Here is a 20,742-nt window from a genome sequence, read left to right as displayed (position 1 = left end):
ACAGCCGACACGCGTGCGTGTCGCCTTGAAGTAGCCGACACGGTCGCGTGTCTCTCGTCAGGTGAGGGAAAGTCCCGTGCAGTTCCGCCAACAGGCCCTCGCCAAGCTCCAGTCGCCGGAGGAGCTCGATCTCCCGGTGCGCTTCGCCCGCCCACAGGGCTGGCTGGTGCTGTCGGTGACGCTGATCGCCCTCGCGGCCGCGTCCATGTGGGCGGTGACCGGCTCGGTCGCCTCCACCGTGAGCGCGCCCGCCGTCCTCACCCACGGGGAGGGCAGCTACCTCCTGCAGAGCCCCGTCGCGGGCCAGGTCACGGCGATCCTCGCCAAGGAGGGCCAGCGGCTGCCGGCCAACGCCCCCGTGCTGAAGGTCCGTACGAGCGAGGGCGACACCGTGGTCCGCACGGTCGCCGCGGGACGGATCAGCGCGCTGGCCGCCACGATCGGCCAGATCATCCAGACCGGCGCGAACGTCGCCGCCGTGGAGAAGGTGGCGCACGCCGACGACCCGCTCTACGCGACGGTCTACGTCCCCGCCGAGAACGCCTCCACCATCCCCGACGACGCCGCCGTCGACCTGACGGTCCAGACGGTGCCGACCCAGCAGTACGGCGTGCTGCGCGGCCATGTGAAGTCGGTGGACCGCGCCGCCCAGTCGGCGCAGCAGATCTCCGCGTTCCTCGGCGACAGCCAGCTGGGCGAGCAGTTCACCAAGAAGGGCCGCCCGGTGGCCGTGCTGGTACGCCTCGACACGTCGTCGACGACGAAGAGCGGTTACAAGTGGTCCTCCGCTGACGGACCTCCCTACACCCTCACCTCCATGACCATGGCCACGGCTTCGATCCGGCTGGCCGACGAGCGTCCCGTCGATTGGCTGCTGCCGTGACCACCGCCCAGGAGCCCCGGAGCAGGCGCCGCGCCGCCCCGCCCAAACGCACCGTCCCCAAGAGCCGCGGCAAGGCCGTCCGCACCCCCACCGTGCTCCAGATGGAGGCCGTCGAGTGCGGCGCCGCCTCCCTCGCGATGGTCCTCGGCCACTACGGCAGGCACGTGCCGCTGGAGGAGCTGCGCATCGCCTGCGGCGTCTCGCGCGACGGCTCGCGTGCAAGCAACCTGCTGAAGGCGGCCCGCAGCTACGGCCTGACGGCCAAGGGCATGCAGATGGACATGGCCGCCCTCGCCGAGGTGAAGGCGCCCGCGATCCTCTTCTGGGAGTTCAACCACTACGTCGTCTACGACGGTATGGGGCGCCGCTTCGGCCGGCGCGGGGTCTACATCAACGACCCCGGCAAGGGCCGCCGCTTCGTCCCCATGGAGGACTTCGACGGCAGCTTCACCGGAGTCGTGCTGGTCCTGGAGCCGGGCGACGGCTTCAGCAAGGGCGGACGCCGACCCGGGATCCTGGGCGCGATGCCGGCCCGACTGCGCGGCACCGCGGGCACCATGCCCGCCGCCGTACTGGCGAGCCTGCTGCTGGTGCTGGTCGGCGCGGCCGTGCCCGCGCTGAGCCGTACCTATATCGACATGTTCCTGATCGGAGGTCAGACCTCGCTGCTGGGCGTGCTCTTCACGTCCATGGGGGCGTGCGTGCTGCTCACGCTGGTGCTGACCTGGCTGCAGCAGGCCAATCTGCACCACGGCCGCATCATCTCCTCCACGCTCTCCAGCGCCCGCTTCCTGCGCCATCTGCTGCGGCTGCCCGTCACCTTCTTCTCCCAGCGCAGCCCGGCCGACCTGGTCCAGCGCCTCCAGTCCAACGACGCCGTCGCCGAGACCTTGGCCCGCGACCTGGCGGCGGCGGGCGTGGACGCGGTGGTCGTCGTGCTGTACGCCGTGCTCCTCTACACCTACGACCCGCAGCTGACGTACGTCGGCATCGGCGTGGCACTGCTCAACATCGTCGCCATGCGGGTGGTCATACGGCTGCGGGCGACCCGTACGGCGAAGCTGCGCGCCGACAGCGCACGGCTCACCAACACGGCGTACACCGGTCTCCAGCTGATCGAGACGATGAAGGCGACCGGCGGCGAGGACGGCTACTTCCGCAAGTGGGCGGGGCAGCACGCCACCACCCTGGAGGAACAGCAGCGGCTCGGCGTGCCGAGTGCCTGGCTGGGCGTGGTCGCGCCGACCCTCGCGGCACTGAACAGCGCGCTGATCCTGTGGATCGGCGGGATGCGGGCGATCGAGGGCCACATCTCGGTGGGCCTGCTGGTCGCCTTCCAGGCACTGGTCACCCGCTTCACCGCTCCGCTGACCCGCCTGAACGGTGTCGCCGGCCGCATCCAGGACTTCGCGGCGGACGTGGCCCGGCTCAAGGACGTGGAGAACTTCCAGGCGGACCCGCTCTACGGCCGCTCGGGCGGCGTCGAGTCCACGCGCCGGCTCCAGGGGCACGTGGAGCTGGAGAACATCGAGTTCGGCTACAGCCCGCTGGACAAGCCCCTCCTGTCCGGCTTCGACCTGACGGTGGGCCCGGGACAGCAGGTCGCGCTGGTCGGCGGCTCGGGCAGCGGCAAGTCCACCGTGTCCAGGCTGATCTCGGGCCTGTACACGCCGTGGGAGGGCGTGATCCGTATCGACGGGCAGCGCCTGGAGGACATTCCGCGCGGGGCCCTCGCGGCCTCCGTCTCCTTCGTCGACCAGGACGTCTTCCTCTTCGAGGGCAGCGTCCGCGACAACGTGGCGCTGTGGGACCCGTCGATCCCGGACGACGCCGTGGTGGAGGCGCTGCGGGACGCGGCGCTGTACGACGTCGTGACGCGCCGGCCCGGCGGGATCCGCAGCCGGGTCGAGCAGGACGGCCGCAACTTCTCCGGCGGACAGCGCCAACGCCTGGAGATCGCCCGGGCGTTGGTGCGCAGGCCCAGCATCCTCGTCCTCGACGAGGTGACCAGCGCGCTGGACGCGGAGACCGAGCAGGTGGTCATGGACAACCTGCGCCGGCGCGGCTGCGCGTGTGTGGTGATCGCCCACCGCCTCAGCACCGTGCGCGACAGCGACGAGATCGTCGTCCTGGAGCACGGCACGATCGTGGAGCGCGGCCGGCACGAGGAGCTGGTGGCGCGCGGCGGCGCGTACGCGGCGCTGGTCAGGGAGCGGTGAGATGACGACCCATCAGGATGGCGACCTCGTCCTGGGGGCCCTCGGCTCGCTGGGCACCCGGATGGACTGCACGGGCTTCAACCGCCTCGACCTCGAAGGTCCACAGGTGGTGTGGCTGGTCGCGGCCGGAGCCATGGACCTGTTCGCGGTGGACGCCGGGCAGCAGGGCCACTGGCACCACCTCGGCCGCCTGGAGGCGGGCTCACTGCTGCTCGGCCCGGTCGCCGGGCCCCAGCACACCCTCGTGGCGCGCCCGCTCAGGGACTGCGTGGTGCACCGCATCGGCCTGCGCGAGCTGTACCAGCCCGCGGACACCCAGACCTGGTCCTACGACGAGTACGGCAACCCCCAGTACGTACCGCCGACGACGAGCCCGCTGGAGTACGCCCTCGCCCTGGGCGTCGGCCGCAGCCTGTCCATCCTCTTCCAGGCGCCGATGGCCACCGAGCGGGCCGCGGAGATGACCGACGACGACGTGTTCTGGATGCAGGTGCCGCCGGGCAGCGTCCAGTACGGCTCGCTGTACGGCGCGGAGGCGGCCGCCGACCTGCTGATGGACCCGGCGGTCTGGCAGACCATGGTCGACCAGCAGTACCGCCTGTTGACCACGCTGGACCGCTGGATCGAGCAGCTTGAGCGTACCCACGAGACGCGGACGGCCGCCGGTATCAAGGCGGGCGAGGCGGTCCGTGCGCAGGCCGACCGGACGCTGATCGCCGCGATCGGCAAGCGCTCGGCGAAGCGCACGACGGCCGCGGACGCGGACGCCACGTTCGCCGCCTGCAAGCTGGTGGCCGACGCGGCCGGGATCTCGCTCGCCGAGCCCGCGCAGAGCGGCGCCGACAGCGACCGGCTGGACCCGGTCGAGCGGATCGCCCTCGCCTCGCGGGTGCGGGCCCGGGCGGTACGGCTCGACGGCCGCTGGTGGCGGGAGAACGTCGGGCCGCTGGTGGGGCACCGGGCCCTGTCCGGGGCGCCGGTCGCGCTGCTGTGGCGGCGCGGCGGCTATGTCGCCGTTCATCCGGCGACCGGGCGGGAGACTCCGGTCGAGAAGGCCAACGCGGAGGAGTTCGAGCCGCGCGCGGTGATGTTCTACCGTCCGCTGCCCGAGCGCCGGCTCAGCCCGCTGCGGCTGCTGCGGTTCAGTATGCGCGGCACCCGCGGGGACGTCACCAACCTGCTGCTGAGCGGGCTGGTGACGGTGGCGATCGGGGCGCTGGTGCCGGTCGCGACGGGCAAGGTGCTCGGCGAGTACGTGCCGAAGGCGCAGCAGGGGCTCATCGTGCAGGTCTGTCTGGCCGTGATGGTCAGCAGCCTGGTCGCGGCCGCGTTCATGCTGCTGCAGAACCTCACCATCCTGCGGCTGGAGGGCCGGATCGAGGCGACGCTGCAACCGGCCGTGTGGGACAGGCTGTTGCGGTTGCCGACGAAGTTCTTCACCGAGCGCTCCACCGGTGAGCTGGCCAGTGCCGCGATGGGGATCAGCGCGATCCGCAGACTGCTGGCCGGCCTCGGCCCGTCGGTCGCCCAGTCCGTCACCGTCGGCGCCATGAACCTCGGCCTGCTGCTCTGGTTCAGCGTGCCGATGGCGATGGCTGCGATCGGCATGCTGGTGGTGATCGCCGGTGTGTTCCTCGGCCTCGGCCTGTGGCAGGTGCGCTGGCAGCGGCGCCTGGTGGTGCTCAGCAACAAGCTGAACAACCAGGCGTTCCAGACCCTGCGCGGCCTGCCGAAGCTGCGGGTGGCCGCCGCCGAGAACTACGCCTACGCGGCCTGGGCCTCGGAGTTCGCCCGCAGCCGTGAGCTCCAGCAGCGCCTGGGCCGGATCAAGAACCTGAACACGGTGCTGGGCGCGATCTATCTGCCGCTGTGCTCCCTGCTGATGTTCATGCTGCTCGCGGGCCCGGCGCGGGGCACGATGTCGGCGGCCGACTTCCTCACCTTCAACACGTCGGTGACGATGCTGCTCACCTCGGTGACCCAGCTGACCGGCGCGTTCGTCTCGGCGGTGGCCGCGCTGCCGCTGTTCGAGGAGATCAGGCCGGTCCTGGACGCCACGCCCGAGGTACGCACCGCCAGCACCCGGCCGGGACCGCTGTCCGGCGCGATCGAGGCGCGCCGCCTGTCGTTCCGCTATTCCGACGACGGTCCCCTGGTCCTGGACGACGTGTCGTTCGACGTGCGGCCCGGCGAGTTCGTCGCGGTCGTCGGCCCCAGTGGCTGCGGCAAGTCGACGCTGCTCAGGCTGCTCATCGGCTTCGACAAGCCGGTCTCCGGCAGCGTGCTCTACGACGGTCAGGACCTGGCCGCGCTGGACCAGTCGGCCGTGCGCCGGCAGTGCGGTGTGGTGCTCCAGCACGCCCAGCCGTTCACCGGCTCCATCCTGGACGTCATCTGCGGCACCGAGCCGTACACGCCGGAGGAGGCCCTGGCGGCGGCGGAGATGGCGGGGCTCGCGGAGGACATCAAGCGGATGCCGATGGGACTGCACACCATCGTCGGCGGCAACGGCGCGATCTCCGGCGGGCAGCGCCAGCGGCTGATGATCGCGCAGGCCCTCATCCGCAGGCCGCGCATCCTCTTCTTCGACGAGGCGACCAGCGCCCTGGACAACGAGACGCAGCGCACGGTCATCGAGTCCACCCGCAAGCTCAACGCCACCCGTATCGTCATCGCGCACCGCCTGTCGACGGTCCTCGACGCCGACCGGGTCATCGTCATGGAGAACGGCAAGGTCGCCCAGCAGGGTCCGCCCGCACAGCTCCTCGCGGACACGGGCGGTCGGCTGCACGAGCTGGTGCGGCGGCAGATGGCGTAGGAGCGGGCGCGGACATGGTTCCAGGGGCCGGACGGGCGGCCCCACTCCGCCCGTCCGGCCCCTGGTGCGAGATCGCGACGGCCCCTCGCGTCAGTGACCCGCACTCCCCAGTTGCGGGCCGCTCACGGCATCACGGGAGATCGCGACCCCGGTCTCAGAACGCGAAGAGACTGATCCCGTAGGAGCTCTTCACGCACTCGTTGGCGAAGGTGCGCTCGTAGGAGACGCGCCGGCCCTGCCACACTCCGTCGACGGTGACGACCACCGGGTCGTACTGCTTGGTGCACGCCATGCCGTCCGCGTTGCCCAGGGCGTCGAAGTTCCCGTCGGCGCCGCGCAGTTCGGCGCAGGCCAGGTCCGGGGCCGGGTGGGTGCCGGAGGGCCTGGGGGCGCAGGTCAGGGTGACCGCGCGGGCCGGGGTGGCGAGGGCCGAGCTGTCTCCGTGCCCCACGGTCAGCACGAGTGCCGAGGGAGCGTAGAGCGAGGTCGGCGAGGACGAGGTGGCGAGGGCGGGTCCGGTGAGGGGGCCGCATACGGCGGTGGCCGCAAGCCCGAGAGTCGCTGCCCATCGCGCGGTGTTCCGCATTGTGTGCATCCTTCCGCTTGCTTCGAGGGTGCGCCGGTCCGGCTCGGTCGGTGCCGGAGCGGCGAGCGCGAGTCTGCCGAGTCCATCGCCGAAACTCACATCGACCCCACAGGTTTCAGTAACCTTGTGTATTGAATCAGTGGCGTGAAGTCACATAGTTCGAACGTTCCAACGCCGAAAGCAAGCGCTTCTCGATCCTCCGGGCGGGCCGGATGGCCGGTTTCCACCTGCTCGTTAATCGTCCTGAAACATTCCGCTTCCGCTCACGGCTGACTCCTTCGCACCCCCTTGTGTTCATGCTCGGTGCGAGTAATCGTCATTACATGATTACGACAGAGCAGCGCGAGAAACTGCGCGGATGGTTCGCGGGCCGACTTCCCGACGACCTCTTCGAGGAACTGACCGAAGTGACGGTCGACCGCGAGGAGATCACCGTGATCGGCCGCATTCCCGAACCCCGGCTGACCGAGGGAGCCTCGGGAGCCGAGCGGGAGGCGGCCGTACGAAGCCGCGTCCAGGAGTTCCGGGAGCGCACCCGAGAGGCCCGGATGGCGGTGGCGCGCGAGGCCGAGCACCGGTTCGACCGCAAGGTCTCCTGGGGTGTGGTCTGTGACGGGCAGCGCGCCCTGTTCACCCATGTCGCCGCGCCCGTGATGACCCGGCTGCGCCAGCCGGAGCGCCAGGTCCTGGACACCCTCATCGCCGGCGGTGTCGCCCGCAGCCGCAGTGACGCCCTCGCCTGGTGCGTCCGCCTGGTCCAGCGGCACACCGACGACTGGCTCACCGAGCTGCGGGACTCCCTGGAACACGTCCAGCGGGTCCGGGCGCAGGGACCGGACACGGAAACGGAGCGGGAGGAGGAGCAGGAGGAAACGAAGGAGGCGGACCGGCCGGACGAGGCTGAGTGACTGATCGGACCCCGCCTACCGGCCGGTAGGGTCGCCGTGCGGTGGCGTGCTCGACGGACGAGAGGCGGGACGTACGGTGGCCAAGCACTGGGCGGACTTCCAGTACGAGATCTACCTGAACGGGATGTCGGGCACGGTGCCCCGGCTGCCCACCGATCTGACCCGGCTGGAGGAGCTCACCGAGCAGCGGCTCGGCCCGGGCCCGGTCGGCTATGTGGCGGGCAGCGCAGGCGACGGCAGTACGGCGCGGGCGAACCGGGCCGCCCTGGAACGTCGTCGGATCGTGCCCCGCGTGCTGCGGGACGTGCACGAACGCGACCTCTCGGTGGAGGTGCTCGGCCGCTCCCTGCCCGCCCCGCTGGCGCTCGCCCCGGTCGGCGTCCTGTCGATCATGCATCCGGACGCCGAGTCCGCCGCCGCCCGTGCCGCCGCCGCTCAGGGCGTGCCGTACGTCCTGTCGTCGGCCTCCAGTACGCCGATCGAGCAGGTCGCGGAGGCGATGGGCGACGCCGAGCGCTGGTTCCAGCTGTACTGGTCCAAGGACCGCGAGGTGACGCGGAGTTTCCTCGGACGGGCCCGGGCAGCCGGGTTCACGGTGCTGGTCGTCACGCTGGACACCCCGCTGCTCGCCTGGCGCCCGCGCGACCTCGACCAGGCCTATCTGCCGTTCCTGCACGGCGTGGGCACCGCCAACTACTTCTCGGACCCCGCCTTCCAGGCCGGTCTGGCCAAGCCGGTGCACGAGGATCCGAACGCGGCCGTGCTGCACTTCGTCTCACTCTTCGCGGATCCCGGCAAGACCTGGCCTGACCTGGCGTTCCTGCGGGAGCACTGGGACGGCCCGATCGTCCTCAAGGGTGTTCTGCACCCCGATGACGCGCGTCTGGCGGCCGATGCCGGTATGGACGGGGTGGTGGTGTCCAACCACGGCGGCCGGCAGGTGGCCGGCTCCGTCGCGGCGGCCGACGCGCTGCCCCGGGTGGCGCAGGCGGTCGGCGACCGGCTGACGGTGCTGTTCGACAGCGGGGTGCGCACCGGCGACGACGTCTTCAAGGCGCTCGCCCTCGGCGCGCGGGCGGTGCTGCTGGGCCGGCCGTACGTCTACGGGCTGGGGCTCGACGGGCAGGCCGGCGTGGAGCATGTGATCCGATGCCTGCTCGCCGAGTTCGACCTCACCCTGGCCCTGTCCGGGCACGCCACGCCTGCCACGGTCGGCGTCACCGACCTCGTCGAGGAGCGGTGACGCCGGTCGTCTCGGCTCACGACGTGCGGTCCGCCAGCTCCACCGGCCGGGCGGCGGGCGTCTCCGTCCCGGCGATCGAGAGGGAACCGGGGCCGGCCGATGCCGCGTCCGTCACCCAGCGCTGTCCGGCGGAGTTGTCGCGGACCTTGGCGACCACGTCGGCGCCGGGATCCTCGGTGGTGGAGGCGAGGGCGAGTGTGTCGTCCCAGCGGGGCAGCAGCTCACCCCGGGCGGTGAGCTCGTAGCGGACGTCGTCGGCCCGCTTGTCGCCCTCGTCCGCGCACTCTCCGAGGATCACCACACCGGCGTCCGCGTGCGAGTCCAGGCACAGTTCGGGGTCGGCCACGCTGCGCAGCAGCCCGTCCTCCCCGTACGACCACTGCTGGGTCCAGTCGGAGGAGCACACCGCCAGCTCGGTCGCGGCCCCTTCCTTCGCGTCGCCCCGGACGTCGAGGCACAGGTCGGCGGCGACGTTGCGCAGCCGGGTCTGGTGGGTCGCGGTGGGCAGTTGGGCGGTGTCGGGCGGGGTCGACGCCTCGGCCGGCGGGGTCGCGGAGTCGGTGTCCGGCGCGCTGCCGCGGCCGCCGGCCGCGCTGGTGGAGGCGGCCGGGTCGGCACCTCCGTCGTCGGACCACATCCCGGCGGCGAGCAGGGTGGTCAGCAGCCCGGCCGAGGCGAGGCCCACCCCGGTGAGCAGGGCGCGCGGGGCCTTGGGACCACCGGGCAGACGGCGGCCGGGGGACGGGATGCGGGACAGGAGTCGGCGGCCTGCCCCGCCCGGACGTCCACCGCGGTGGCGGGCGCCGCGCACACGCACCGTCTGCTGCTGGTCTCGGCCCGGCCGCGACTCGACGTAGCGGCGGGCGCCCCAGCCGAGCACCGCCTCCGCGAGGAGGATGCCCAAGCGGCCTTCGAAGTGGCCGAGTTGCTCGGCCGCGGCCCGGCAGTAGCGGCAGTCCGTCAGATGCTGCTGGACGTCGGGCAGCAGGGCGCCGCCGCGGCGGATGGGGACGTCGAGGAGCCGGTTGTAGAAGCGGCAGTCCTTGCTCGGGGCGAGGTCCCGGTGGGCGCGGACAAGACCCTCGCGGAGCTTGTCCCGTGCCTCTTCCAGGGCGGCGGCCGCGGTGGCGGGGTCCAGGCCCAGCAGTCCGGCGGGGACGGTCAGGGGCTCGGACTCGACCTCGACGTGCCACAGCATGGCCCGGGCGTGATGGGCAAGGCCGTTGAACGAGCGCTCCGTCAGCTGGCGGTTCTCCGGCGTCAGCGACTTGGCCGTGCGCATGCCGCGGCCGCCGGCCGGCTTCTGCAGCTCCGGCAGGACGCCGGATATGCGGTCCTCGGCGGCCCAGAGCCGGACGGTGTCCCGTACGCCCACCAGGAGTCGGGGGCGCAGGCCGGCACCGGGCTCGCCGAGCGTCAGGCGGTCGAGGACCTGGTGGAAGGCGGCCGTGGTGACCATGGCGGCGACGCCGGAGGAGGAGGCGAGGCAGATCACCGCGTACTCGTGCGCGGGCTGCCAGTGCCGGGTGATCAGGAGGGCGGTCGCCTGGGCGACCTCGTCGTCCGGGCCGCCGCGGGTACGGGCGGCGAGGGAGTCGTCGGACTCTCCGGACGCCCCGCCCGGCGGGGGGTAGGAAGGGCGGGGTGGATGGGGGGTGGGCACTGAGCGGATTCCTTCGGTACGTACCTGTGCGGCGCGAGGCGCGAGGGGCATGCGATCACGACGGCGATACTGATTCGAGTCACCGCCGGACGCACGAGACCCGGCCATTGCCCCCCACGGGTGGTTCACCTTTGCACAACTTGTTCACACACAACAAGGCGCTTGACCTAACATCCGATCACTGAAGGATATTCCGGGCCAATGGCCAACTCCTCCCCCGGGCGGCACTTTTCGGTGACCCGCGCGCCCCGTGTGAAACACGCGCACTCACCGGCGCGGCGCGCACGGTGTCGGGGCGCGGGCGGGCGTAGTCCACTGAGACCGGCCCATCCTCGGGAGCCCCGCGCAGGACGGCGGCTCTTCTGCGCGAAACGGGCCGTCGGCCCTGCTCCTCCCGCCCTCGGCCGGCGGCCCCTAGGGGGGTGTCCCCGCTTCGGCGTTCAGATCTGCCAGGAGCGCAGCCGGTCCGCCGCGCCGTAGACGTCCGTCTTGCCGTCGAGCAGGTCCCGGGCCAGGTCCACGAGGGCGCCGTAGGGCGGGTCCATGCCGACGCCGCTGACGAACATGTACGCCACCGCCGTCGCGCAGGCGAAGCGGGCGTTGGCCGACGGCAGGGGCTTGAGCAGCGTGAGGGTGTGCAGCAGGGCGGCGGCCCGCCAGGCGGGGTCGGAGTCCACGCCGAGGCGGGGCGGGTCGACGCGGTGCCGGGCGACGGCGGCGACCAGTGCGGAGAAGTCGTTGATGGTGGGCTGGTCCGGCAGGACCTCTTCGTGGCGCTGGAGCAGCCAGGGCACGTCGATGTGGAGGACGGGTGCCATCGGTCAGGCGACCCGCCCCTCGCTCTTGGCGGGCGGCTCGTCGTCGGGGAACGCGGCCGCGAACTCGTCGGCGTGGGACGCGAAGAACCGCCGGAACGCCTTCGCGCCCTCCTGCAGCGCCCGGTGCCGGGCTATGTCGGCCGCGGCCGCCTCGCGGACGAGGGCCTTCATCGACGTACCCCGTTCCTTGGCGATCTGCCGCAGGTCCTCCAGCTCGCGATCGCTGAACTCCACGTTGAGGGCTGGCATGGGGCAACGGTACCGCTCGGGTACTTACGCGTAAATACGAGCAGGTCACACCCGAGGGGGCGCGGTACCGACCATCGGTACCGCACCCCTCCCGGCACGCGTCTCATTCGACGCGAGTGAACTCCGGCACCCCTTCCGTGGCCGTCGCGTCGTCGATCGACCGGACCGGCGCGCCCTCAGGCGCACGGACCCGGGAGACGCTGATCCCGTGCCCGCAGGCGTCGCACCACATCAGGGCGAAGCCGACGCGGCTGTCCGGATCGACGACGTACCGCAGGCGCACCTCGCCGCGCCCGCAGTGCGGGCAGGCGGCCGTGGCGTCGGTCTCGGAGGCCGTGCTCCACCTGGCCAGGGCCTTCAGCCATGCGTCGCGTTCCGTCATCCCCGCAACCCGCTGCTTACAAATCCCGGCGAAATATCGTCGACCCCCGCACCGTCGTCAACAGGCGCGAGGGTCGCGATCGTTCGCGTCAGCGCAGGTCAGAGGGGATAATAGCGGACAAGTGCCGCAAGATCACGGCGCTTTTACCGAACTCTCACCCTCGGTTTCAGGCCTGGTCGGCGACGAAGGACGCCATCCGGGTCAGGGCCGCGTTCCAGTTGATCGCGGTCTCGTTCGTCGACCAGGACTGGATGTCGTCGATGTAGCAGAACTGGCCCACACACCCCTTGAGTTTGAGCTGGGCGTAGGGGTCCTGGATGCTCGAGTTGGGGCCGCCGGCGAGGGTTCCCGCGGGCGGGTTCGGCAGCTTCGGGTCGAGCTGGTGGGCGTACCAACGGCTGTGCTGGTTGTGGGCGTTGGCCTCGCCGTACCCGGTCACGTACGACATGTTCAGCGCGTTGCGGCCGAGGAGGTAGTCCATGCTCTGGAGGGCGCCGTCGCGGTACTTCGAGGCACCGGTGATGTCGTAGGCGGTCGCCACGGTCACGGCGTTGTTGAGGACCTGGTGGCTGGAGCCCCAGTCGTAGAGGTTGTTGTCGGGCGCGTACGGCATGCCGTACGGGTGTGCGGTGAGGGTGGCCAGGTACCTGTCGGCGGCCTTCACCACCGAGGCGCGGACCTTGTCCCGGCCGGGGAGCCCGTTCGGGACGGTGGCGAGGTCGAGGCGGCCCGCCGCAGCCGTCCGGCCCCAGTCGAAGCCGGCGGGGCCGAAGATGTCGGCGGTGTGGACGGGGGAGTTCAGGACGTGGTCGGCGAACTGCTTCTCGCCGGTGCTCAGATACAGCTCGGCGGCCGCCCAGTAGAACTCGTCGGTCGCGTCGGTGTCCGAGTAGGCGCCGCCGCCGGTGCCGTCGTTCGGGTCGGCGTACAGGGTGGGATGGGCGAGCGCCGCCGCCCAGGCCGTGCGGGCCGCGGTCAGCGCCCTCGCCGCGAACGCCTTGTCGTAGGGGCGGTACAGGCGCGCGGCCTGCGCGGCCGTGGCGGCCAGGTTCAGGGTCGCCTGGGTGGACGGCGGGTGCAGTTCGCGCTTCTGCGGGTCGTCGCTCGGCAGCAGCGGCAGCCCGGTCCAGGACTCGTCGTGGATCTTGTGATGGGCCATGCCGGCCAGCGGCTTTCCGGCGGGCACCTGCATCCTCAGCAGGAACTCCAGTTCCCAGCGAACCTCGTCGAGGATGTCCGGCACCTTGTTGCCGCTCTCGGGGAGGGCGAGGGTGCCGTCGCCGAGCTTCGCGGGGTGCCCGGTGCGGGCGTGCAGGGAGCGTTCGTAGGTGCTGAGCAGCTCCCAGGCGGTGATGCCGCCGTTGACGACGTACTTGCCGTGGTCGCCCGCGTCGTACCAGCCGCCCCTCACGTCGAGCGTGTAGTCGCAGACGCCGGGCTGGCAGGGCACCGCCGAGTCGCCCCGGTTGGGGGCCACGTCGACGTGCCCGGCGAGCCTTCCGTAGCCGGGGCGCAGATCGTCCCTGATCGGGGTGCCGCTGCGCTGCGTGTAGTAGTACTTCACCGCGTCCAGCCGCAGCTTCTCGTAGGCGGCCGTGCCGATGTCGAACGGGCGGCTGGTCTCGCCGTCGGCCACGAGGGTGAGGCCGGTGCCCTTCTTTCGGTAGGCGCCGAAGTCTATCGAGTGGACGTTCTGCCCGGAGGAGACGTCCACCCCGCGCGGCATGCTCCAGCCGTGGGCGACGGTGGCGCCCCGCGCGTTCTTCAGCTGCCAGGGCAGCTTGGTGGTGGCGTCGGTGACCAGGGTGGCGTTCTTCGGACCGGCGGGGAGGTAGGCGACCTGGTTGACGCGGACACGCGGGCCGGTGTCGGGCTCGTACACCTCGGGCGGCACCCCGCCCAGCAGGGAAACGTCGTCCACGCAGAACCGCCAGGGGTCCGCGCTGCCGCCGACCTGGAAGGCGACCTGGCCCTGGGTGGTGTCGACGGGTGAGGTGAAGGTGTAGCTGTAGGTGTCGCCCGACACGCTCAGCACCGGGCTCGCCTCGTACCAGGTGTCGTACGGCGACACGGACAACCCCACCAGTGCCCGAGCCACATGGCCCTCGGGCGCGCCTGACGACTTGAAGGAGAAGCGGTACGACTCCCCCTTCACCAGGGTGATGTCGTTCTGGCCGACGGCGGCGTCCCAGCGGTTGGTGGTGCCGCCGGGCACGTCGGCGCACAGGCGGCCCTCGGAGAGGCCGGCGGTGACGTTGCTCGTCCACCACGGGTCGGCGGTGGTGTCGAAGGTGCCGTTCCTGACCTGCTCGACCTCGTCGGCCCCGGCCTGCTGCGCGGGGAGTGCGCTCAGTGCGGTGGCGAGCAGGGCCGTCAGGGACAGCAGGGCGGTTCTGCGTCGTTTCACGTCTGGGCTCCTCGGGGAGGTGCGGGGGACGCTCTGTGGGAGCGCTCCCAGAGACGGACGGGGCCATGCTGGTTCGCTTGGTGACACCCCGTCAACGGTCCGGACGCGACGGTTTCAGGGGGTGGAGCGTGGGCCGGGCCGTTGTCAGTGGCGGGACCTACTGTGGGGCCTCACGAAGAACTCACCGAAGAACTCACCGCGCGACAACCAGAAACAGGAGGTCCCCGTGGCCACCCTGCCCGACAGGCAGAACACCGCCCTGCTGGTCATCGACGTCCAGAAGGGCGTGCTGGCGGGCGCACCGCGCCGCGACGAGGTGATCGCGAACATCGGCACCCTGATCGCATCGGCCCGCGCTCAGGACGTGCCGGTGATCTGGGTGCAGCACTCCGACGGCGAGCTGGTCCGCGGCAGTGAGGACTGGCAGTACGTCGAGGAGCTGGTCCGCCTCGAGTCCGAACCCCTCGTCCACAAGACCTGGTTCGACTCCTTCGAGGGCACCGCGCTGGAGGCGGTGCTCGCCGAGCACGGGGTGGGCCGGGTCGTCGTCACGGGGGCGCAGACGGACGCGTGCATCCGCTCGACCCTGCACGGCGCCCTGGTCCGGGGGTACGACGTGACGCTGGTCGGCGACGCGCACACCACGGAGGACCTCACTGAGTACGGCGCTCCGGCCCCGGAACAGGTGATAGCCCACACCAACATGTACTGGTCCTGGCAGAGCGCGCCCGGGCGCAGCGCGGGCACCGTCGACACGGCGAACGTGACGTTCGGGGCGGCCGACGCGGGGTGAGGCGTGCCGGGCGTCCATGGTGCTCAGGCCCGTCATTGCCGGGCCTGAGCCATGGACGCCCCTGCCGTCAGGCCGGTGCCTCCACCTTGCTGACGCGGACGGCCCCTTGCGGGGTGCCCGGTGCGCCGCTGGTCAGGGTGAGCCGCAGCCGGGAGCCGCGTACCGCGTCGAAGGTGATCATGGTCGGTGCGTCCGAGGCGGTGGCCCAGTCGACGGCCGCGCCCGTGACCGGTTGGTACGCGCGGCCGTCCCAGACGGCGACCTCGACCTTCGCGGGCAGCGTGTGCCCGGCGTCCACGGTGAAGGACACCTCCAGCCGGTCGAAGGTCCGCGTCCGGCCCCAGTCCACGGTGATCCAGTCCTCGGGCCGGGCGCCGCCGAAGGCGGGCAGCAGGGCGGTCGCGGCCTTGAGGAAACCGTTGGACCAGCCGGTGGCCGGGTCGCCGTCGAGTACGGCGGTGGGCAGGGTGTCCGGTCGGCCGGAGTAACTGGCGTCCGCATGGGGGTAGTTCACCGGCGCCGGGTGCTCCGGAGCGAAGTCGGGCGCGGGCGTGGTCGCCGCCGAGCGGGCGCTGGTCGTACGGACGGCGGAGGTGCCCGCCCGCAGTCCCTCCGCATGTGCGGTCACCTTCAGGGCCCCCGCCTCCGTGCCGGCGCGAACGATCGCGAGCGCCTTGCCGTGGAAGGCGGTTCGGGTACTGGCCTGGTAGCGCTCGGCGCTCTCCTGGCGGCCGTTGTCGAGGCCGGCGAGCGATCCGCCGGTCACGTCGAAGGCGATCAGATGCTCGGCGTCGGGCACGACCACCCCACGGACGTCGACGACCTCGGCCGTCACGAAGACCAGCGAACGGCCGTCGGCGGCGACGGAGGTGCGGTCGGCGGACAGCCGTACCGCGTGCGGCCTCCCCGCGGTGCGCAGGACGTCCGTGGCGACGACCCTGCCGCCTCGACGGGCCACCGCCTTCAACTCCCCCGGCCGATAGGGCACATGCCAGGTGAGGTGGAGCTTGCCCGCGCTGCCGTTGGGGCTGGTGTAGCTGCCGGGGTAGGGGCCGTCGGTGAAGGTCTTGTCGTCGCCGGTCGCCTCGGTGGTCTCCAGGTACTCCCGCCCGTCGACGGTCCTCTTCCGGTCGAACTTCCTCGTGCCCAGGGACTTTCCGTTGAGGAACAGCTCCACGCTGTCGACGTTGGCGTACGCCCACACCTCGACCGTGTCGCCCTCCGCGTGGTTCCAGGTCATGGGCAGCAGATGGACCATGGGCTCGTCGGTCCACTGGCTCCTGAACAGGTGGTACATGTCCTTCGGGAAGCCGGCGGTGTCGACCGCGCCGAAGAACGACGCCTTCACCGGGAAGACGTCGTACGGCGTGGGCTCCCCGATGTAGTCGATCCCCGACCACAGGAACTGCCCGGCGAACCACTTCCGGTCGCGGTCCTTCTTGTGCCCGTACTCGCCGCTCATGGTCCAGGAGGCGAGGTTGTTGTCGTACGAGGAGGTGGCACGCTTCCCGGGGGTGTGGTTCTCTCCCGTGTTCAGGTGCTGGGGCTCCTGGTACGCGCCGCGTGCCGAGGTCTCCGACGACGACTCGGACTCGAAGAGGAACAGCTTGGGGTAGCGGGCGTGCAGCGCGTCCACCGACTGGGCGGTGTTGTAGTTGAGGCCGAGACCGTCGAGCTTGGCGAGGATCAGGTCACCCGGGGAGCCGGGCGCGGGCACGCTGCGGTGCCGGTGGGAGCCGATCACGATCGGCCGCGTCTCGTCATGCGCCTTGACCTGGGCGATGAGCCGGTCAGCGATACCGAGCCCGGCGGTGGAGGTGAACTCACTGATCTCGTTGCCGATCGACCACATGACGACCGCGGGCGAGTTGCGGGCGGCCAGCACCATCTCCGCGATGTCCCGGTCGGACCACTCGTCGAAGAACCGGCCGTAGTCGTACCGCGTCTTGGAGCTGCGCCAGCAGTCGAACGCCTCCACCATCATCACGATGCCCAGCTCCTCGCAGACCTGGACCATCTCCCGGGAGGGCGGGTTGTGGGAGGTACGGAAGGCGTTGACGCCCATCGACTTCATGATCGTCATCTGTCGGCGGATCGCGTCGATGCTCACCGCGGCGCCGAGGGCACCCAGGTCATGGTGGAGGTCGACCCCCTTGATCTTGGTGTGGACACCGTTGAGGGAGAAGCCGTCGTCGGGGTCGAAGCGGAAGGTGCGGACACCGAAGGGGGTGCGGTAGGTGTCCGTGGTCGTGCCGCCGACCCGCAGCTCGGTGTGCAGGGTGTAGCGGTGCGGGGCCGCGAAGTCCCACAGCCGAGGTCTGTGAACGGTGAGCTCGTGGGTTTCGGCGGCCTCGTCGGTGACGGCGACCGTGGACGACGTTCGGGCGACGGTGCGGCCGCGGCGGTCGGTGATCCGGGAGACGACCTCGACGTCCGCCGCGGTGCCGGTCTCGTTCACGACGGACGTCCGCACCCGCACGAGGGCCCGGTCGACGGTGACCTCCGGCGTGGTGACATGGGTGCCCCAGCGCGCCACGTGCACCGGTTCGGTGACGACCAGGCGGGCCTCGCGGTATATGCCGCTGCCGGAATACCAGCGACTGCTCGGGAGCTGGTTCTGGACCTTGACCGCGAGGACGTTCTCGGTGGTGCCGTCGGTGTGCACCAGGTCGGTGAGGTCGAAGGCGAAGCCGGTGTAGCCGTAGGGGTGGCGGCCGACCTCGGTGCCGTTGCAGTGGACGAAGGAGTCCATGTAGACGCCGTCGAACTCCACCGAGATCCGCCGGCCCGCCAGGGCGGGCGGCAGGGTGAAGGCGAGGCGGTACCAGCCGAGGCCGCCCGGGAGGAACCCGGTGCCGCTGGTCGTGCCGTACCGCGTGGTGGGGGTCTGCTCGATGCTCCAGTCGTGCGGTATCGCGACCTCGCGCCACGCGGAGTCGTCGTAGGCGGGGTCGGCTGCGCCGGCGTAGGCGCCGGTGGGGTCGGTGATCCCGCCCGGGTCGACCAGCGCGAAGCGCCAGCCGTCGCGGAGGGGGACCGTGCGGCGGCCGGGCGAGTCACGGGTGGACTCGGCGGCGGTCGCGTCCGGGGCGGAGGCCAGGAGCGATCCGGCGGCCGGGGCGGCGGCGGAGGCGATCAAAACCGATCTGCGAGTGACTGACATGGCGGCTCTCCCTCGTCAGGGTTCATCAGGACCCATAAGTACTCACAACTGATCGTGAACCAACAGAATCTGACGACGTGCCACACGTGTCCGTCAAGAGCGCACCCTCCTCGGGCCGGGTGCTGGGGAGGGCCGACGTTCGCTGAGGACGGGTACGCACTAGGCTGGGATGGCGGTGACACCTGATCACTGTGAGTGCGCGCGATGGAGTGGCGACGATGAGCACGGTGTACCCGTACGACGATGCCGCCACGGCGCGGGCCCTCGTCGACGCGGACGGACTCCTCGTCGAGTGGAACGAGGGCGCGCGCCGCCTGCTGGGCTGGACGCCCGAGGAGGTCATGGGCCGTCCGGCAGTGAACCTGCTGGCCGGTGACGCGCCGGCCATCCCCTCCGACGAGCGCCGTTGGAACGGCGAGCTGGCGCTGCGGCACCGCGACGGCCACACCGTCTCCGCCTGGGTCCTCGTCCACCTCCGACAGCCCTCGGACGGCGGCGGCCGGCTCGTGGTCAGCCCGCTCGAGACCCCCGCACCGCCGCCGCCGGACGACCCCCTGTCCGGGGTCGAGCTGATGCAGTCACCCTGCGCGATCGCGATCTTCGACGAGCGGCTGCGCCTGCACCGGATCAACGCGCCCATGGCCGAGGTCATGCGCGTTCCCGAGGAGCGCCTGCGCGGCCTGCGGGTCCGCGACCTCGACGGCCGGCGGCAGAGCGCGGACTTCGAGCTCCAGATGCACCGCGTGCTCACCACGGGCCGGGGGCACGACGTGCGCTCCTACCTGCCGATCGGCGGTGACGGCCTCGTCGCGGCGTGGCTGGCCCGCATCTCCCCGGTCACGGACGCCGACGGACGGGTGCGGGGCGTGTGCGTCGCCGCCCACGACTTCACCGAGCAGTACCTGGCCAGGGAGCGGCTTCAGCTGGTCAACGAGGCCAGCGTCCGCATCGGCACCACCCTCGACGTCACCCGGACGGCCCAGGAACTCGCCGACGTCTGCGTGCCGGCGCTGGCCGACTTCGTCAGCGTGGACCTGCTGGACCCGCCGGAGCAGGGCGCGGAGACGGCCACCGGGCAGCTGGGCGCGCCGATCTCGCTGCGCCGGGTGGCCCACACCTCGGTCAACCCGGGCAGCCCCGAGGCCGTGGTCAAACTGGGACATACCGAGGTCTACCCCACCCCCTCGCCGCAGGCCGACTCACTGATCGCGGGGCACGCGATCGTGGCGTCGACGGCGACGCGCGACCTCGACGAGTGGCCGGCCCGGGACCCGGCCCGCCACCGGCGGATCGCGGAGTACGGCATCCACTCCACGATGTCCGTGCCGATCCAGGCTCGCGGCACCACCCTCGGTGTCGCGATCCTCACGCGCTTCCGGCGCCCCGACCCGTTCACCCCCGACGACGTCCTGCTCGCCGAGGAGATCACCGCCCGGGCCGCCGTCTGCATCGACAACGCGCGCCGCTTCTCCCGCGAGCGCGAGACCGCCCTCGCCCTCCAGCGCAGCCTGCTCCCCCGCAACCTCCCGCGCACCGCCGCCGTCACGGCCGCCTCGCGCTACCTTCCGGCGGCCCGGGCCGGGGTGGGCGGCGACTGGTTCGACGTCATCCCGCTGTCCGGGATGCGGGTCGCCATGGTCGTCGGGGACGTCGTCGGCCACGGCGTCCAGGCCTCCGCCACCATGGGCCGGCTGCGCACCGCCGTGCGCACCCTCGCCGACATCGACCTGGCCCCCGACGAGCTCCTCACCCACCTCGACGACCTGGTCCTGCGGCTGTCCGACGAGGCCGGCGCCGACGGCAGTCCGGGTGAGGTCGGCGCGACCTGCCTGTACGCCGTGTACGACCCGGTGTCCCGGCGCTGCACCCTCGCCCGCGCCGGCCATCCGCCGCCGGTACTGCTCCCCCCGGACGGGGCGCCCCGGCAGGTCGCCCTCCCCTCCGGTCCACCGCTGGGCCTGGGCGGGCTGCCGTTCGAGTCGGCCGAGCTGGACCTGCGCGAGGGGTCGGTGCTGGCGTTCTTCACGGACGGGCTGATCGAGTCCCGTGAGCGGGACCTCGAGACGGGACACGCGCTGTTGTGCGAGGCGCTGGCGGCCGAAGCGGACTCCCTCGAGGAGACCTGCGACCGGATCGTGCACAGCCTGCTGCCCACGGGCGGCGCCGCCGACGACGTGGCCCTGCTTCTGGCGCGCACCCAGGGGCTGTCGGCGTCCCGGGTGGCGACCTGGGACATCCCGGCCGATCCGGCGCTCGTCGCCCCGATCCGCAAGCAGGTGGTCGAGCAGCTCGCCGTCTGGGAGCTGGACCAGGCCTCGTTCACCACCGAGCTCGTGGTGAGCGAGCTCGTCACCAACGCCATCCGGTACGGCTCCCACCCCATCCGGCTGCGGTTGATCCACGACCCGGCCACGTTGATCTGCGAGGTCTCCGACACCAGCCACACCGCTCCGCATCTGCGCCGCGCCAAGACGTGGGACGAGGGCGGCCGGGGGCTGCTGCTGGTCGCCCAGCTCACCCAGCGCTGGGGCAGCAGGCATCACACCGAGGGCAAGACGATCTGGGCCGAGCTGGGGCTGCTCGACGAGGAGTGAGTGATTCCCGGCCGGT

The 20,742-nt window shown here is 71.6% G+C and carries 14 protein-coding genes; 7 read left to right on the top strand and 7 right to left on the bottom strand.

The window, feature by feature from the left end; translation table 11 throughout:
• Positions 1–76 precede the first annotated feature (76 nt).
• Genes IG99_RS08275 through IG99_RS08265 form a run of 3 tightly spaced genes read left to right on the top strand, consistent with a single transcriptional unit; the run spans position 77 to position 5,920 of the window.
• On the top strand, positions 77–883 hold the full coding sequence (locus IG99_RS08275; RefSeq protein ID WP_037671385.1) for an HlyD family efflux transporter periplasmic adaptor subunit: 807 nt from the start codon (positions 77–79) through the stop codon (positions 881–883).
• Positions 880–3,102 (top strand): NHLP family bacteriocin export ABC transporter peptidase/permease/ATPase subunit, encoded by a 2,223-nt coding sequence (locus tag IG99_RS08270; protein ID WP_037671383.1) that lies wholly within the window; start codon positions 880–882, stop codon positions 3,100–3,102. Before IG99_RS08275 ends, IG99_RS08270 begins: the two co-directional genes overlap by 4 nt.
• Before the next feature lies 1 nt (position 3,103).
• Positions 3,104–5,920 carry an NHLP bacteriocin export ABC transporter permease/ATPase subunit gene (locus tag IG99_RS08265; protein ID WP_037671381.1) on the top strand — a complete coding sequence of 939 codons (2,817 nt, stop codon included), beginning with the start codon at positions 3,104–3,106 and terminating at the stop codon, positions 5,918–5,920.
• A gap of 154 nt (positions 5,921–6,074) precedes the next feature.
• Here IG99_RS08265 and IG99_RS08260 read toward each other — a convergent pair whose 3' ends face one another.
• Complete coding sequence (locus IG99_RS08260) at positions 6,075–6,506, bottom strand: subtilase-type protease inhibitor (RefSeq protein WP_037671378.1); 432 nt, start codon at positions 6,504–6,506, stop codon at positions 6,075–6,077.
• 323 nt (positions 6,507–6,829) lie between these two features.
• Between IG99_RS08260 and IG99_RS08255 the strand changes: the two genes are divergently transcribed.
• Together IG99_RS08255 and IG99_RS08250 are read left to right on the top strand one after the other, a co-directional pair.
• Entirely contained in the window at positions 6,830–7,414 is a 585-nt protein-coding gene (locus IG99_RS08255) for a hypothetical protein (protein ID WP_037671375.1), read from the top strand.
• Between the two features lie 76 nt (positions 7,415–7,490).
• On the top strand, positions 7,491–8,657 hold the full coding sequence (locus IG99_RS08250) for a lactate 2-monooxygenase (RefSeq protein WP_037671372.1): 1,167 nt from the start codon (positions 7,491–7,493) through the stop codon (positions 8,655–8,657).
• Positions 8,658–8,673: 16 nt separating this feature from the next.
• Here IG99_RS08250 and IG99_RS08245 read toward each other — a convergent pair whose 3' ends face one another.
• From IG99_RS08245 to IG99_RS08225, 5 genes are all read right to left on the bottom strand, one after another.
• On the bottom strand, positions 8,674–10,320 hold the full coding sequence (locus IG99_RS08245) for an RICIN domain-containing protein (protein ID WP_037671371.1): 1,647 nt from the start codon (positions 10,318–10,320) through the stop codon (positions 8,674–8,676).
• 440 nt (positions 10,321–10,760) lie between these two features.
• Entirely contained in the window at positions 10,761–11,138 is a 378-nt protein-coding gene (locus tag IG99_RS08240; RefSeq protein WP_037671368.1) for a hypothetical protein, read from the bottom strand.
• Positions 11,139–11,141: 3 nt separating this feature from the next.
• Entirely contained in the window at positions 11,142–11,387 is a 246-nt protein-coding gene (locus IG99_RS08235; RefSeq protein ID WP_037671366.1) for a hypothetical protein, read from the bottom strand.
• Between the two features lie 103 nt (positions 11,388–11,490).
• Complete coding sequence (locus tag IG99_RS08230; protein WP_037671364.1) at positions 11,491–11,769, bottom strand: hypothetical protein; 279 nt, start codon at positions 11,767–11,769, stop codon at positions 11,491–11,493.
• 166 nt (positions 11,770–11,935) lie between these two features.
• Complete coding sequence (locus IG99_RS08225; RefSeq protein ID WP_037671363.1) at positions 11,936–14,176, bottom strand: glycoside hydrolase family 9 protein; 2,241 nt, start codon at positions 14,174–14,176, stop codon at positions 11,936–11,938.
• Positions 14,177–14,402: 226 nt separating this feature from the next.
• Between IG99_RS08225 and IG99_RS08220 the strand changes: the two genes are divergently transcribed.
• Positions 14,403–14,969, top strand: a complete 567-nt coding sequence (locus tag IG99_RS08220; protein ID WP_037671361.1) for a cysteine hydrolase family protein — start codon at positions 14,403–14,405, stop codon at positions 14,967–14,969.
• 67 nt (positions 14,970–15,036) lie between these two features.
• Here IG99_RS08220 and IG99_RS08215 read toward each other — a convergent pair whose 3' ends face one another.
• Complete coding sequence (locus IG99_RS08215; protein WP_037671359.1) at positions 15,037–18,132, bottom strand: glycoside hydrolase family 2 TIM barrel-domain containing protein; 3,096 nt, start codon at positions 18,130–18,132, stop codon at positions 15,037–15,039.
• A gap of 218 nt (positions 18,133–18,350) precedes the next feature.
• On the opposite strand from IG99_RS08215, the gene IG99_RS08210 reads away from it, so the two are divergent.
• Positions 18,351–20,726 (top strand): SpoIIE family protein phosphatase, encoded by a 2,376-nt coding sequence (locus tag IG99_RS08210; protein WP_037671356.1) that lies wholly within the window; start codon positions 18,351–18,353, stop codon positions 20,724–20,726.
• Positions 20,727–20,742 lie beyond the last annotated feature (16 nt).

It is taken from the genome of Streptomyces griseus subsp. griseus, assembly GCF_000720255.1.
Lineage (GTDB): Bacteria > Actinomycetota > Actinomycetes > Streptomycetales > Streptomycetaceae > Streptomyces > Streptomyces griseus_I.
The sequence above is the reverse complement of the archived record's forward strand: the minus strand, read 5'-3'. Positions and strand labels throughout refer to the sequence as shown.